Origin of the sequence: Streptomyces sp. KR55 (genome assembly GCF_052245645.1) — a bacterium.
Classification (GTDB): Bacteria; Actinomycetota; Actinomycetes; order Streptomycetales; family Streptomycetaceae; genus Streptomyces; species Streptomyces flavusporus.
Genome location: NZ_JBQQCE010000232.1, coordinates 1 through 14659, shown reverse-complemented (window position 1 = coordinate 14659; position 14659 = coordinate 1). Strand labels below are relative to the sequence as shown.

The 14659-nt window shown below is 70.1% G+C and carries 14 protein-coding genes and 1 pseudogene; 4 read left to right on the top strand and 11 right to left on the bottom strand.

Going from position 1 to position 14659, the window contains the following annotated elements; genetic code table 11:
* The 3 genes from ACTWQJ_RS29490 to ACTWQJ_RS29480 form a co-directional block, all read right to left on the bottom strand.
* Positions 1–1232, bottom strand: a 1232-nt coding sequence (locus ACTWQJ_RS29490; protein ID WP_443309577.1) for a chromosome segregation SMC family protein, incomplete at its 3' end; no start/stop codon positions are given.
* Positions 1233–1439: 207 nt separating this feature from the next.
* Positions 1440–1646, bottom strand: a complete 207-nt coding sequence (locus ACTWQJ_RS29485) for a hypothetical protein (RefSeq protein WP_053762838.1) — start codon at positions 1644–1646, stop codon at positions 1440–1442.
* Between the two features lie 381 nt (positions 1647–2027).
* Positions 2028–2309 (bottom strand): acylphosphatase, encoded by a 282-nt coding sequence (locus ACTWQJ_RS29480; protein WP_385512910.1) that lies wholly within the window; start codon positions 2307–2309, stop codon positions 2028–2030.
* A gap of 212 nt (positions 2310–2521) precedes the next feature.
* Here ACTWQJ_RS29480 and ACTWQJ_RS29475 point away from each other — a divergent pair, with 212 nt between their 5' ends.
* A complete protein-coding gene (locus ACTWQJ_RS29475) occupies positions 2522–3634 on the top strand; it encodes a CAP domain-containing protein (protein ID WP_443309576.1) in 1113 nt (370 codons plus the stop codon).
* A 73-nt stretch (positions 3635–3707) separates the two neighbouring features.
* Positions 3708–4109, top strand: coding sequence for a winged helix-turn-helix transcriptional regulator (locus ACTWQJ_RS29470; RefSeq protein ID WP_224736855.1), 402 nt, complete (start codon positions 3708–3710; stop codon positions 4107–4109).
* A gap of 3 nt (positions 4110–4112) precedes the next feature.
* Here ACTWQJ_RS29470 and mutM read toward each other — a convergent pair whose 3' ends face one another.
* From mutM to recG, 8 genes are all read right to left on the bottom strand, one after another.
* Positions 4113–4973: a bifunctional DNA-formamidopyrimidine glycosylase/DNA-(apurinic or apyrimidinic site) lyase gene (mutM, locus tag ACTWQJ_RS29465; RefSeq protein ID WP_443309575.1), complete on the bottom strand. Its 861-nt coding sequence runs from the start codon at positions 4971–4973 to the stop codon at positions 4113–4115.
* A gap of 90 nt (positions 4974–5063) precedes the next feature.
* Positions 5064–5930, bottom strand: coding sequence for a ribonuclease III (rnc, locus tag ACTWQJ_RS29460; RefSeq protein ID WP_443309574.1), 867 nt, complete (start codon positions 5928–5930; stop codon positions 5064–5066).
* A 7-nt stretch (positions 5931–5937) separates the two neighbouring features.
* Positions 5938–6111 carry a 50S ribosomal protein L32 gene (gene rpmF / locus ACTWQJ_RS29455; protein ID WP_003951102.1) on the bottom strand — a complete coding sequence of 58 codons (174 nt, stop codon included), beginning with the start codon at positions 6109–6111 and terminating at the stop codon, positions 5938–5940.
* A gap of 2 nt (positions 6112–6113) precedes the next feature.
* Positions 6114–6758: a YceD family protein gene (locus tag ACTWQJ_RS29450; protein ID WP_443309573.1), complete on the bottom strand. Its 645-nt coding sequence runs from the start codon at positions 6756–6758 to the stop codon at positions 6114–6116.
* 149 nt (positions 6759–6907) lie between these two features.
* Positions 6908–7969 (bottom strand): ATP synthase F0 subunit B, encoded by a 1062-nt coding sequence (locus tag ACTWQJ_RS29445; protein ID WP_443309572.1) that lies wholly within the window; start codon positions 7967–7969, stop codon positions 6908–6910.
* Positions 7970–8102: 133 nt separating this feature from the next.
* Entirely contained in the window at positions 8103–8582 is a 480-nt protein-coding gene (coaD, locus tag ACTWQJ_RS29440; protein ID WP_224736879.1) for a pantetheine-phosphate adenylyltransferase, read from the bottom strand.
* 26 nt (positions 8583–8608) lie between these two features.
* Positions 8609–9196, bottom strand: a complete 588-nt coding sequence (gene rsmD, locus ACTWQJ_RS29435; protein WP_129801540.1) for a 16S rRNA (guanine(966)-N(2))-methyltransferase RsmD — start codon at positions 9194–9196, stop codon at positions 8609–8611.
* 169 nt (positions 9197–9365) lie between these two features.
* The gene (gene recG / locus ACTWQJ_RS29430) at positions 9366–11564 is read right to left on the bottom strand and encodes an ATP-dependent DNA helicase RecG (RefSeq protein WP_443309571.1); all 2199 of its coding nucleotides are present in this window, start codon (positions 11562–11564) and stop codon (positions 9366–9368) included.
* A 188-nt stretch (positions 11565–11752) separates the two neighbouring features.
* On the opposite strand from recG, the gene ACTWQJ_RS29425 reads away from it, so the two are divergent.
* Together ACTWQJ_RS29425 and ACTWQJ_RS29420 are read left to right on the top strand one after the other, a co-directional pair.
* On the top strand, positions 11753–13606 hold the full coding sequence (locus ACTWQJ_RS29425) for an HSP90 family protein (protein ID WP_443309570.1): 1854 nt from the start codon (positions 11753–11755) through the stop codon (positions 13604–13606).
* A pseudogene (locus tag ACTWQJ_RS29420) lies at positions 13603–14659 on the top strand (tetratricopeptide repeat protein); the annotation flags it as partial. The gene ACTWQJ_RS29425 and the pseudogene ACTWQJ_RS29420, both read left to right, overlap by 4 nt.

Sequence of the window (14659 nt, the reverse complement as noted above, 5' to 3'; positions counted from 1 at the left end):
ATCTCGGCCTGGGCGGAGGCCGCGCGGGAACGGGCTGCGCCGACCTGGCCGTTCAGCCGGGCCAGTCCCTCACGGCGGTCGGCGATGGCGCGGGCCGCGTCCTTCAGCCGGCGTTCCTCGAGGGCGAGTTCGCGCTCCAGTTCGGCTCGATGGGCGACCGTGTCGTCCAGTGCCCGCTGCGCCGCCTCCAGGGCCGCCTCGAGCTCGGCCTCCTGCTCGCGGATGCGGTGGGCCTCGCGCTCCATGTCCTCGGGGTCGCGGCCGCGCCGCTCTTCGGGCGGGGCGGAGGTCGCGCTCTTCACGCGCGCGTCAGCCAGCGAGATGGTGCCGCGCACCCGTTCGGCGAGCTGGGAGAGCTCGTACCAGGTCTGCTGGGCACGCTGGAGGCGGGGCGTGAGCTGCCGCACCTCGTCCTCCAGGAGCGCCTCGCGCTGGAGCGCCTTCCTCAGTTCCTGCTCGGCGGCCTCCTTGCGCTGTTTGAGCGCGGCCTCGTCGGCGACCTCGGCCTTGAGCGCCTCCCGCAGCCGTACGAGATCGTCGGCGAGGAGGCGAAGGCGAGCGTCCCTGAGGTCGGCCTGGATCACGGCGGCCCTGCGGGCGACCGCGGCCTGTCGGCCGAGCGGCTTGAGCTGGCGGCGCAGCTCGTCCGTCAGGTCCTGCACGCGCGCGAGGTTGGCCTGCATCGCGTCCAGCTTCCGCAGCGCCTTCTCCTTGCGCTTGCGGTGCTTCAGGACGCCCGCGGCCTCTTCGATGAAGGCACGACGGCCCATGGGGTCGGCGTGCAGCACGGAGTCGAGCTGGCCCTGGCCGACGATGACGTGCATCTCGCGGCCGATGCCGGAGTCGGAGAGCAGCTCCTGGATGTCGAGCAGCCGGCAGGTGTCGCCGTTGATCTGGTACTCGCTGCCGCCGTTGCGGAACATGATCCGCGTGATGGTGACCTCGGCGTACTCGATGGGCAGGGCCCCGTCGGAGTTGTCTATGGTCAGCGACACCTCGGCGCGGCCGAGCGGCGGGCGCCCGGTGGTGCCGGCGAAGATGACGTCCTCCATCTTGCCGCCGCGCAGCGACTTGGCACCCTGCTCCCCCATGACCCAGCTGAGCGCGTCCACGACGTTGGACTTGCCCGAGCCGTTCGGTCCGACGACACACGTGATGCCCGGCTCGAACCGGAGCGTCGTGGCCGAGGCGAACGATTTGAACCCACGGAGGGTCAGGGCCTTGAGGTGCACGCCGCTGGACTCTACCTCCCGGGGTTGTCTCACTCCATGAACCCGCGGTTTCGCCCCTGAACGTGCAGGGCACACCAGACGTTAAAGAGGGTGAAAGGATGAGCGGGGCAAAGAAAGAAGGGACGCCGGAGCGTCCCTTGCAACTTCTGACAACTTAGCGGTTGATACGGGCAACCCAACCACTGCTGTCGTTATGCGATGCAGCGATCAGGTGAGCGCAGGCTCCGCCTGGTGTGCGTCGACGCTCTCCATGATCCTGTCGTGGTGAGAAGCGGCAGCCGTCAGCGCGTCGTTCTCCGCCTGGATCCGTACGAGCTCGGATTCCAGGTCCTGTACGCGCTGCTGGAGCCGTCGCATCTCGGCGAGGAGTCGAGGGTCGGAGCCGCCGACGTAACCGAGAAGCGCCTTTGCCATGATGGATGGTCCTCCACACTGAGTGACCGACCGATGCGGTGTGGGTCGTGAGGGATTTCGCACCCGCGGCCGCTTGGCACTGTGGAGTTGTGCTGCCGTTCATCCATGCCAAACAGCTAAGGTGCGCGGGGCTTTCAGCGTCTCACCAAAAAGTTTGACGGTCAACACGATCACGCCCCGTATCGGCGAGCAACCCGGAGTGCACGGCCGGGAAACGGCGGTGCGACGACTCCTGCGGGGCCCTCAAGGCGTGGCGATCATCCTTGCGTGTGGAGCCTGCCACGGCAAGCGCTTCTTGGCAACCACCTGGTCGTTTCCACTCGGGGCAGCTGCCGGTGACATACCCCGCCGGTGCCGCACCACCCTTTCGGCCCTGCCGGGTCAGCGCACGGCGAAGCCGTCGTAGCCGCCGCGGGGTGTGTCCCAGATCTCGGTCACTCCCTCCACGCGCCCGGGCGTGTCGTCGCCCTGGAGCCAGTCGAGCAGTCCCTGACAGCCCTCGCGGGAACCCTCCGCGACCACCTGGACCCGACCGTCGTCCAAATTGAGAGCAAAACCACTCAGGCCGCCGATCTCGAGCGCCTTGGCGCGCGTGAACCAGCGAAAACCCACACCTTGGACGCGTCCTCGCACCCAGGCGACCAGCCGTACGTCCTCGCTCATGGGTGCAACCTAACCGGCCAATGTCTCTCGGGACACTTCCTCCCCCAGCGCCATGCGGTACCGTCCAGCCCCAATGAATCTCATATGAAACTCACTCGATCGAGTGGGTTTGCTTGACCGCACGGACGAACCGCACACGGACGAATCGCGCAGCTGCACCGTGCGGACGAACGGACGGACGAGTCGACCGCGAGGACGAGGAAGGCCAGGACATGGGACGCCACCGACGCTCCGCCGCCGGCCGCGCCGCCACGGGCCGCGCCACGGGGGGCAACGAGACACACGGCTCAGCCGTGGGGGGCCGCGACCCGCAGCACTCGTACGGGGGCGGCCAGGCCGCGCCCGGTATCGCGCCGTATCTGAACCCGGAGGCGTACGCCGAGGCCGTGACGAAGAGCGAGGCCTATCTCTTCGCCCCGGACGACCACGAGCGCGCCGCCGACACGGTGGTCTTCTCGAGCGACGGGTACCTGCCCGGCGACGAGCCCCGGGACGGGGGCTCGCACCGCCGCCGTAAGAAGAAGGGCGTGACGCCGGTCCGCACCGGCCTGCTGGGCGTCTCCGCAGCGGTCGCGATCGGCACGGTCGCGGTCGCCACGGGTGTACTGCCCGGCGGTGACAGCTACACCCTCGGCGGCGGCAGTGGGGACAAGGTGCAGACCACCGACATCCCGACCAACACCGAGACGCAGCAGGGCGGCACGTCCGGCAGCGCCGACGAGAGCCGCGACACCACTCCGCCGGCGAGCCGGGACACCGAGCGTTCCAGCTCTCCCTCCCCGTCCCCCTCGACGTCGAAGCCGTCGACCCCGCCGGCCGGCAAGGCCCCCGCCGAGGAGCCGACGCAGACCACGCCGTCGAAGAAGCCGAAGACGACGCCCTCCCGGAACGAAGCGGCCACGAAGGCGCCCGAGAAGACCAGCGCCCCCTCCTCGCCGATCTCCGCGGAGTCCGCCGCCGAGGCCGAGGTGCTCAAGCTCGTCAACGAGGAGCGCGCGAAGGCCGGCTGCAGCCCGCTGGCCGCGAACAGCGCGCTGGCCGAGCTCGCCGGCGACTTCAGCGACGCCATGGCCGCGCAGGGCTTCTTCGACCACACCGACCCGAGCGGCGCCACTCCGTGGGACCGGGCGGAGGCGGCCGGGATAACCAGCCTCGGCGGCGAGAACATAGCCCGGGGCCAGGCCGACGCCCAGGCCGTGATGGACGCCTGGATGAACAGCCCGGGCCACCGCGCCAACATCCTGAACTGCGACTTCAAGACGCTGGGTGTGGGAGTGCACTACGGCTCCGGCGGCCCGTGGTGGACCCAGAACTTCGGGTACTAGGAGCGACCCAGGCGCACTAACCAATGGTTAGCGCAATCTATCGGTCAGCGCTGCGTTCGAGTACGGTTGAGGAATGACGACCACGCAGGAGCGCACGGCGGAGCAGAACCTTCCGTACGACGTGTTCTCCAAGGCCTGCCCGTCGCGCGGCACGCTGGAGCATGTCACGGGACGCTGGGGCGCGCTCACACTCGGCGCCCTGCACGAGGGGTCCTTCCGCTTCAACGAGCTGCGCCGCCGGGTCGACGGCGTGAGCGAGAAGATGCTGTCCCAGACCCTGCATGCGCTGGAGCGCGACGGCCTGGTGCACCGCGAGGCCCAGCCGACCAACCCGCCCCGCGTGGACTACGAACTCACCCCGCTGGGCCACGAGGTCGCCGAGCGTCTGCTGGCCCTCATCCACTACGTGGAGGGCCGCATGGACGACGTCCTCGCGGCGCGCGAGCGCTACGACGAGGAACGCGCGCCTCGGTAGCGGTTACGGCGCCACCCGCGGCGGGCGCTGGCACTTGGGGCAGTAGTAGCTGGACCGGTTCATCCACGGGCGCCGGCGCATCGGCGTACCGCAGCGCTTGCACGGCAGCCCCTCCCGCCCGTACGCGTCCAGCGACCGGTCGAAGTAGCCCGACTCGCCGTTGATGTTGACGTACAGGCTGTCGAAGCTGGTGCCGCCCGCCGCGAGGGCCGCGTTCATCACGTCCCTGATGTGGCCGAGGAGTTGGTGCGTGCGCGGGCGGGTGAAGGTCGCCGTCGGGCGGTCGTAGTGCAGGCAGGTACGCCAGAGGGCCTCGTCCGCGTAGATGTTGCCGACGCCGCTGATCAACGACTGGTCCAGCAGGGCCCGTTTGATGGTGGTGCGCTTGCGGCGCAGGGCCTGGTGGAAGGCCTCGTCGTCGAACAGCGGGTCGAGCGGATCACGGGCGATGTGCGCGATGACGTCGGGCAGGCCGTCGGGGGTGGTGTCGTGCAACGACAGTCCGCCGAACGTACGTTGGTCGACGAACCGCAGCTCGGTATCGCGGGCGTCGGCGAAGCGCATGCGGATGCGCAGATGCTTCTCGTCGGGTGCGGTGTGCGGCTGGACCAGCAGCTGGCCGCTCATACCGAGGTGGGCCAGGATCGACTGGTCGGTGTCCTCCAGAGGCAGCCACAGGTACTTGCCGCGCCGACTCGGTGTGCCGACCCGGTGTCCCTTGAGACGGTGGACGAAGTCGTCGGCGCCGGCGAGGTGGCGGCGCACGGCACGTGGGTGCAGCACCTCGGCGTCGGCGACGGTCCGGTGGGCGACCCACCGCTCAAGACCGCGCCGTACGACCTCGACCTCGGGCAACTCGGGCATGGCATCCCCCGTGACAAACCGGTATGAGCCGAGCGCCCGCCCCCGGGTGCGGGGCGGGCGCTCGGGTTGCGCTGTGCTGGATGACGGCGATCAGTCGTCGGCTTCGACTGCCGTGGCCGCCGAAGCGGTGCCGGTCGCTGCCGCCGCCTGAGCGGCCTCGGCGGACGCGGCCTGCACGGCTTTCGCCGCCTTGGCGCGCTCGTCAGCCGCGGCGCGGATGGCCCGCCAGGCGGACTCCGCTGCCTGCTGCTCCGCCTCCTTCTTGCTGCGGCCGGTGCCGGTGCCGTACGAGACGCCTCCGACGCGGGCAGCAGCAGTGAAGGTCTTCTCGTGGTCGGGGCCGGTCTCCGTGACCAGGTACTCGGGGACACCGAGGCCTTCGGTCGCGGTGAGCTCCTGGAGACTGGTCTTCCAGTCCAGGCCGGCTCCGAGGTTGGAGGACTTCTCGATCAGCGGGTCGAACAGGCGGTGCACCAGCTCCGCCGCCGAGTCCAGGCCCTGGTCGAGATAGACCGCGCCGATCACCGCTTCGAGGGTGTCGGCGAGGATGGATGCCTTGTCCCGGCCTCCCGTGCCTTCTTCACCGCGGCCGAGCCGGATGAAGGAGCCGAGCTCGAGCGTCCGCCCCACATCCGCCAGCGCACGCGAGTTCACCACCGCGGCCCGCAGCTTGGCCAGCTGGCCTTCGGGCAGGTCGGGGTGGGTGCGGTACAGCGTGTCGGTGACGACGAGACCGAGGACGGAGTCGCCGAGGAACTCCAGCCGCTCGTTCGTCGGCAGACCGCCGTTCTCGTACGCGTAGGAACGGTGGGTCAGCGCTCGCACCAGAAGGGCGGACTCGACCTTGTAGCCGAGCCGCCCTTCCAGAAGCGTGTGGGACGAGGCCTGGTTGTCCGCCGGTGCACTCCCGCTCACACGGGAAGCCTGCTTCTTTGGCGTGGACACAGTGCCTCTCACCAGCCGCTCAGACCTCGAGGACCTGGCGCTTGTTGTAGGTGCCGCACGACGGGCACGCGATGTGCTGCTGCTTGGGCTCGTGGCAGCGCTCGCACGCAACCAGGGTGGGGACCGCAGCCTTCCACTGCGACCGGCGGTGGCGCGTGTTGCTGCGCGACATCTTCCGCTTCGGAACAGCCACGGCTACTTCTCCTGCTTCTCGTCGACGCCCGGTTCGGCGCCGCTCATCTCGTCCTTATCGCCGTCTTCGAGTGAACCGGCGAGTCCCTGCAATGCCGCCCAACGGATGTCGACGGCGTCGTGGTGGTGGTCCGGGTCGTCCGCCAGCCGCGCTCCGCACTCGGAGCACAGGCCGGGGCAGTCTTCCCGGCACACCGGCTGCATCGGCAGTGCGAGCACCACCGCATCACGCAGCACGGGTTCGAGGTCGAACATGCCGTCCTCGAGAAAGAGCCTGTCCTCGTCTTCCTCGGCGTCGTCGGCCGGCTCCGCTTTGACGCGGCCCCGGTCATCGGCGTCAGGGTACGAGAACATCTCCTGGAAGTCCGCTTCGAGCTCGAGCTCGACCGGCTCCAGACACCTTACGCACTCCCCCTCGGCCTGCGCACGGGCGGTGCCTGTGACGAGCACACCCTCCATGACCGACTCGAGCCGGAGTTCGAGCTCCACCGGTGCGCCTTCCGGCACTCCGATGACGTCCTTGAGACCGAGGTCCTTCGGAGCGTCGATCGTGCGGGTCAGGCGCTGCAGCGCACCAGGCCGCCGACCCAGCTCGTGCGTGTCGAACACGAGAGGGTTGCGGTGGTCGAGGCGGGCGTTCAGAGCCATTCCTGCTTTCGATCCTGTGAGCTTCAGATATGCCGCCCTTCGGTGTTCCCGGGCAGCGTTGATCGCGGGCGTCTACGAAGTCAGCACAGCGCACACGCGACCGAAGAGCCAGGATACTGGACCTTTCGCTGACGGCCCAATCGGCTGCGTCAGCCGTTGCCGCGGCCCTGTTCGTACGCCCGCAGCTGCTCCGCGCTGATCATGCTGGTGTCGAAGAGGCTGGTCTCGTCGAGCGCCTGGGGCTGGGGCTGGGACTGGGACTGGGGCTGCTGGTAACCGGGGTGGCCCTGGTTCGGGTCGTACGCGGGCTGCTGCGGGTAGGCGGCGTACGGATCGGCCTGCTGATAGCCGTACGGGTCCTGCTGGGCGTACTGCTGCTGGTAGCCGTACGGATCGTTCTGCTGCGGCTGCTGCGGCGACTGCTGGTACGCGTAGGCGTCCTGCTGGGCGTACGACGGCTGGGCCGGTACTGCCGCCGGCGGTTGTTCGGCCGGGGTGTCGGCGATGGCCGCCAGGTCGGCGAGGTAGTCGGCGTCGCTGCTGTGCTGGACGGTCGTGGTGTCCAGGGCGCCGAGGTCGTCGGTGGCGATCCGGCCGTGCAGTTTCTGGCGCCCGCGGCCGACGGCCTCCAGGGTCTTGGCGAGGACCGCCTCGAAGGCACCGAGCTTGACGTCCACGTACTCGTCGGCGGTGCGGCGCAGGGTCTCCGGGTCGTGGCTGCGCTCGGGGGCGTCCTCGTCCTCGTAGCCCTGGTCGTCGAGGCCGGGGCCGGTACCGAGGAGCTTCTCGCGGCCGCGGCCGACGGAGCCGAGGGTCTTGGTGAGGACGACCTCGAAGTTGGCGAGCTTGGAGTCGACGTAGTCGTCGGCCTCGGCGCGGATCTCCTCGGCCTCCTTGCGGGCCTCGGCGAGGATCCGGTCGGCCTCGGCCTGGGAGCGGCGGGCGACCTCGGTGTCGGAGATCAGCGAGCCGCGCTCGGCGTGTGCGCCCTGGATGATCCGCTCGGCCTCCTGACGGGCCTGCTCGACCATCTGTTCCCGGCCGCCGATCAGCTCCTGGGCCTGGGCGAGGGAGTCGGGCAGCACCGCGCGCACCTCTTCCAGCATGGCGAGCAGGTCGGCGCGGTTGACCACGCACGAGGCCGACATGGGCATGGCCCGGGCACTGGAGACCGCCGCGACGATCTCGTCGAGCTTCTTCTGCACGTCCACCGGTTGCTCGCCACTCTCTACAGCTGTGTTGGAGACGGACGGGACGACTGTACGGCCATGGGGTGCCCGCCGGACACCGGATGACGGGCCATCAGGGCCCGCGGCGCGCGTCCCGGGCGTGCTCCAGGCGCCCTCAGTCCTGCTTGAGGCGCTCGGTCAGGGCGGCCAGGACCGGCGGGGGGACCAGGTGGGAGACGTCGCCGCCCCAGGCCGCGACCTCCTTGACCAGGGACGACGACAGGAAGCTGTAAGTGGGGTTGGTGGGCACGAAGAGGGTCTCGACGCCCGTCAGGCCGTTGTTCATCTGGGCCATCTGCAGTTCGTAGTCGAAGTCGCTGACCGCGCGCAGGCCCTTGACGATGGCCGGGATGTCGCGCTGCTTGCAGAAGTCGACGAGGAGGCCGTGGAAGGCCTCGACCCGCACGTTGCCGTACTCGGCGGTGACCTCGCGGATCAGGTCGATCCGCTCGTCGATCTCGAAGAGGCCCTTCTTGGACTTGTTGATCATCACCGCGACGTAGACCTCGTCGTACAGGCGGGAGGCGCGGGCAATGATGTCGAGGTGTCCGTTGGTGATCGGGTCGAACGACCCGGGACAGACGGCGCGGCGCACTTGAGATCCCTCGCTCTCCGGTCCGGTCATGGTGCGTCTTCGCACGTAGAGGCGGCGCGACCGTACCAAAACGTTCCCTCGCCGTACCGGCGGGTACGGAGTGCTTCGAAGCCCTCCGGCCACCCGAACTCACCGCTTCTGGTGCTGCGCTCCACGGTGACGAGGGCTTCGTCCGCGAGCCACCCCTCCGTGCGGAGTGTGAGCAGAATCTCGCGAAGATCGTGATCCGAGACACTGTACGGCGGGTCGAGGAAGACGATGTCGTACGGCTCCGCCGGGGGCGGTGTGCGAATGATCTGTTCCGCTTTGCCTGCCCTGACCTCGGCGCCGGGCAGGCCGAGGTTTCTGACGTTCTCCCGGACCGTGCGGACCGCTCGGGCGTCGGCTTCGACGAGGAGGGTGTGGCCGGCGCCCCGGGAGAGGGCTTCCAGGCCGACGGCGCCGGAACCGGCGTACAGGTCGAGGACCCGCTCGCCGTCCAGGGGGCCGCCGAGCAGGGACTGCCAGGTGGAGAAGAGGCCCTCGCGTGCGCGGTCGGAGGTGGGGCGGGTGCGGGTTCCCTGCGGGACGGCTAGGCGGCGTCCGCCGGCTGCGCCGGCGATCACGCGGGTCATCTCGGGTCCTTGTTCGTGGATGTTCTTACGGATTCAGTTTGGCAGGCATCGGGTGGGACAGTGCTCGTTCGCCGTCGGCGGGTACGGGTCCGCTGTGGCTGGTCGCGCCCGCGGTGGCGGAGGAGCCGCATATCGACGCAGCCCCGCGCCCCTAAAGGGGCGCTCCCGCTCACCCCTTTTCCAAGTACTGCTCCCTCTCCTCGTCCAGAAGGGCCTCCAGGGCCGTCCTCAGACCCGGAAGGTGGGTCAGCTCCGGGTCCGCCGCGACCACCGCCGCTGCCTCCTCCCTCGCCTCGGCGATGATCTCCTCGTCCTCGATGACGGCGAGCACGCGCAGGCTGGTGCGGGCGCCGGACTGGGCCTGGCCGAGGACGTCGCCCTCGCGGCGCTGTTCGAGGTCGATACGGGAGAGTTCGAAGCCGTCGAGGGTGGCCGCCACAGCGTTGAGCCGCTGGCGGGCCGCGCTCGCCTCGGGCATCTCGGTGACCAGCAGGCACAGGCCGGGCGCCGAGCCCCGGCCGACGCGGCCGCGCAGCTGGTGGAGCTGGGAGACGCCGAAGCGGTCGGCGTCCATGATCACCATCACGGTCGCGTTCGGCACGTTCACGCCGACCTCGATGACCGTCGTGGCGACCAGGACGTCGGTCTCACCGGCGGCGAAGCGGCGCATGACGGCGTCCTTGTCGTCGGGCGGCATACGGCCGTGCAGGGCCTCGACCTTCAGACCTTGGAGCGGGCCCCCGGCGAGCTGGCCGGCGATGTCGAGGACGGCGAGCGGGGGACGCTTCTCGGCCTCGTCCTCCGGGGACTTGCGCTTCTTCGGGTCCTCGTCCTCGTCACCGATACGGGGGCAGACGACGTACGCCTGATGGCCCTTGCCGACTTCTTCGCGCACCCGCTCCCAGGCCCGGGCCAGGAAGTGGGGTTTGTCGGCGGCGGGGACGACATGGCTGGCGATCGGGGACCGGCCGGCCGGGAGCTGGTCGAGGACGGAGGTCTCCAGATCACCGAACACGGTCATGGCAACGGTCCGCGGAATCGGCGTCGCCGTCATGACGAGCAGATGGGGCGGCTGCTTGCCCTTCCCCCGCAGGGCGTCACGCTGCTCGACCCCGAACCGGTGCTGTTCGTCCACGACGACCAGCCCGAGGTCGTGGAACTGCACCTTGTCCTCGATCAACGCGTGCGTACCGATCACGATCCCGGCCTCCCCGGTGACCAGGTCGAGCAGTGCCTGGCGGCGGGCGGCCGCGCCCATGGACCCGGTCAGCAGGACCACCTTCGTGGCCTGCTCGGCCCCGCCCAGCATCCCGCCCTCGGCCAGCTCGCCCATCATCTCCACGACTGACCGATGATGCTGCTGGGCGAGCACCTCGGTGGGCGCGAGCATGGCGGCCTGCCCGCCTGCGTCGACGACGGCGAGCATGGCGCGCAGGGCCACCAAGGTCTTCCCACTCCCCACCTCCCCCTGCAGCAGCCGGTGCATCGGATGCTCGGTCGCCAGGTCGTCGAAGATCTCCTCAGAGACCTTCTGCTGGCCCTCGGTGAGGATGAAGGGGAGACGGTCGTCGAAGGCCGTGAGGAGGCCGTCGGGCTTGGGTTTGCGGGCGACCGCCGGGAGTTGGGCGTCGGCGTGACGGCGGCGGGCCAGGGCGACCTGGAGGACGAAGGCCTCGTCCCACTTGAGGCGGTCGCGGGCGTCGGCGATGTCCGCCTTGGTGTGCGGGCGGTGGATCTTGAGGAGGGCCTCGGGGAGGGAGACCAGGCGGCGGCCCTCGCGCAGGGAGTCCGGCAGGGGATCGATGGCCTCCTGGGCGCTGGGCAGGACCGTCTGGATCGCCTTGCCGATCTTCCAGGACTCCAGCTTGGCGGTGGCCGGGTAGATCGGAATCAGGGCGCCCGCCCAGGTGTCGACGGCGTCCTCGGCGTCCCCCTTCAGCAACTCGTAGGCGGGATGAGCGAGTTGCAGACGGCGGTTGAAGACGGAGACCTTGCCCGCGAACATCGCGCGGGTGCCCGGCAGGAGTTCCTTGTGGGGTTTGTGCACGCCGTTGCCGAAGAACACCAGTTGGAGCCGGCCGCTGCCGTCGGTGATGGTGACCTCGAGGCGCTGGCCCTTGCCGCGGGGCGCCTTGGCGGAGGCGAAGGTGTGCAGGCGGGCGTCGGCGACCTGGGCGACCACGGTGACGTGCTCGTCCATGGGGAGGTCGGCGAGGTGGGTCAGCTGCCCCCGCTCCTCGTATCTGCGCGGGTAGTGGTGCAGGAGGTCACCGACGGTGTGCAGGCCGAGGTGCTCGGCCATCACCTTCGCGGTGGCTGGGCCGAGCACCTTCTTCAGTGGTTCTTCCAGTGCGGGCACGAGATCCATTGCACACCACACCACTGACAATGCCGTAGAGCTCCCGGGCGCGCAGCCGTATACGTCTCGGGAAACCCCTGGTCAGACGGCTCGCTGGGGCTTTAGGATGGCGCGCCCCGGCCATCCTTTCGCGGTCACGGCCTCACCCGGACCGCCCGACCCCGCGCCGACGTCGTCCCCCCACCGGCGCTGTGACGATGGACTCCCAGACCTCACAGTCATCACAGGCATCCCAATCAGCCCCTTCACCTCATACGTTCCAGGTCGACCTGCGCGGTCTGGTGGATCTGCTCTCCCATCACCTCTACTCCAGCCCGAAGGTCTATCTGCGCGAGCTGCTGCAGAACGCCGTCGACGCCATCACCGCCCGCCGGGCCGAACAGCCCGACGCCCCGGCGCGGGTGCGGCTGTACGCCGGGGGCGGCGCCCTGCGGGTGGAGGACTCCGGCGTCGGGCTCACCGAGGCCGATGTGCACAGCCTGCTGGCGACCATCGGCCGCAGTTCCAAGCGCGCCGACGGGATCCAGGAGGCGCGCTCCGACTTTCTGGGGCAGTTCGGCATCGGATTGCTGGCCTGTTTCGTCGTCGCCGAGCGGATCCGGGTCGTCAGCCGCAGTGCCCGCACGCCCGATGCCCGGCCCGTGGAGTGGACGGCGACCGACGACGGCTCGTACACCGTGCGGACGCTGCCGGACGAGGCCCGTCCCGAACCGGGGACCACTGTGCACCTGGTGGCGCGGGCCGGGGCCGGGGAGTGGCTGGCCGAGGAGCGGGTGCTGGCGCTGGCGCGGGACTTCGGCTCGCTGCTGCCGTACGACGTGCGGGTGGGCGACGAGGCGGTCACCGACCTTCCGGCGCCCTGGGACCGGCCGTACCCCTCCCCCGCCACCCGGAGGGTGGCCCTGGCGCGGCACTGTCACGAGCTGTTCGGGTTCACGCCGCTGGACTCGATCGACCTCAACGTGCCGCTTGCGGGCATCCGCGGTGTGGCGTACGTCCTGCCCTCCGCGGTCAGCCCGGCGCAGCGCGCCCGGCACCGGGTCCACCTCAAGGGCATGCTGCTGACCGAGCGCGCCGAACAGCTGCTGCCCGACTGGGCGTTCTTCGTTCGCTGTGTGCTCGACACCGACAGCCTGCGGCCCACGGCGTCACGCGAGTCGCTCTACGAGGACGAGACGCTGGCCGCCGTACGGGAAGCGCTGGGCGAGCGGATCCGGTCCTGGCTGACGGGTCTTGCGGCCGGTGATCCGGAGCGGCTGGCGGCGTTCCTGTCCGTGCACCATCTGGGCGTGAAGTCCCTTGCGCGGCACGACAGGGAGATGCTGCGCACGATGCTGCCGTGGCTGCCCTTCGAGACGACCGACGGGCAGCTGTCCCTGGAGGAGTTCGCCCTGCGGCACCCGGTGGTGCACTTCACGCGCACCGTCGAGGAGTACCGGCAGGTCGCCCCGATCGCGTCCGCGCAGGGCATCGGCATCGTCAACGGCGGTTACACGTACGACAGCGAACTGGTCGAGGCACTGCCCTCGGTCCGCCCCGGCACCGTGGTGGCCGAGCTCGACGCCGACACGGTGACCGCCCACCTGGATGCCGTGGACCCGGCCGAGGAGCTGGCCCTTTCGGGCTTTCTGGCGGCCGCGCGGGCCACCCTGGACCCGCTGGGCTGTGACGTGGTCCTGCGGGCCTTCCACCCCCTGTCCGTGCCCGCGCTGCATCTGGACGACCGGGCGGCCCGGCACGAGCAGGCCCGCGCGGAGGCGGAGGAGCAGGCCGACGACCTGTGGGCGGGCATACTGGGCTCGCTGCGGGGCCGCACCCCCCGCGCGCGTCTGGTGCTCAACCACCTCAACCCGCTGATCCGCAGGATCAGTTCACTGAACGAACCGGAGCTCGTGGGCACCGCCACGGAGTCCCTGTACGGCCAGGCCCTGCTCATGGCGCAGCGCCCGCTGCGGCCGGCCGACTCCGCGCTGCTGAACCGCGCGTTCATCGGCCTCCTCGAATGGGCCACCCACAGCGACTCCGACTCCCCTGGGGACGGTCACCGATGAGTGAGATCACCGACTTCGACGCGCTGCGCCGGGCGATGGCGGAGAACTCCGAGCAGCCGGAGGGCCCCGCCCGCAACGCGCGCGCGGAACAGCTGCTCGCCGAGGCCGAGAAGCTGGGCATCCCGCTCGCCGTGATCGAGGCGCTCGGACACCAACTGAAGGTCTACAACTACAGCTCCGAGAAGGACAAGATGTTCGTCCCCTTCGCGCGTCTGCTGCGCCTGTGGGACGAGCGGCCCGAGGACTTCGACGAGTACGAGACCCACTCCCTGCACTGGGTCTTCAAATGGATGTCGTCCGGCATGCTCGACCAGCCGCACATCCCGCTGGCCTCCATCGAGAAGTGGCTCGGCGAGATGGAGCACCGCTACCGCCTCGCCGGGCACTCCGAACGGGCCGTGCGCAGCGCCGAGTTCAGCGTGGCCGCGCACATCGGAGACGTGCAGCGGGCGGAGCGGGCGTACGCCGCGTGGCTGGCCGCAGACCGGGACCGGATGGCCGACTGCCACGCGTGCGAGCTGCAGGGTCAGGGCTGGTGGCAGGTGGAACGGGGCGCGGACGCCGAGGCGCTGAAGCTGTGGGGTCCGGTGCTGGACGGCGAGTTCACCTGCGCCCACGAGCCGCACACCACCCTGGCGTCCTCCCTTGTGCCCCTGCTGCGGCTGGGCCGCCTGGACGAGGCACGCGCCCACCATCTGCGCGGCTTCCGGCTCGTACGGGCCATGGAGAGCATGCGGGGCGCGTACGCCGACCATGTCGAGTTCTGCGCGCTGACCGGCAACGAGGCGCGTGGTCTGGAGCTGCTGGCCGAGCGGCCGGCGTACTTCACCGACACCGGACATCCGCGCAGCCGAATGGAGTTCATGAGCGTGGTGAGCCTGCTCATGGACCGTCTCACCGAGCTGGGCCTGGGCGATCAGCAGGTCCCGGGACCGGCCGACCGGGCGTGGAACGCACGCGAACTGGCCGCCCACGCGCGCGCGGAGGCCCTCGCCCTGGCGGCGCGCTTCGACCAGCGCAACGGCACGTCGCGCGTCAGTGAGCGGGCACGCG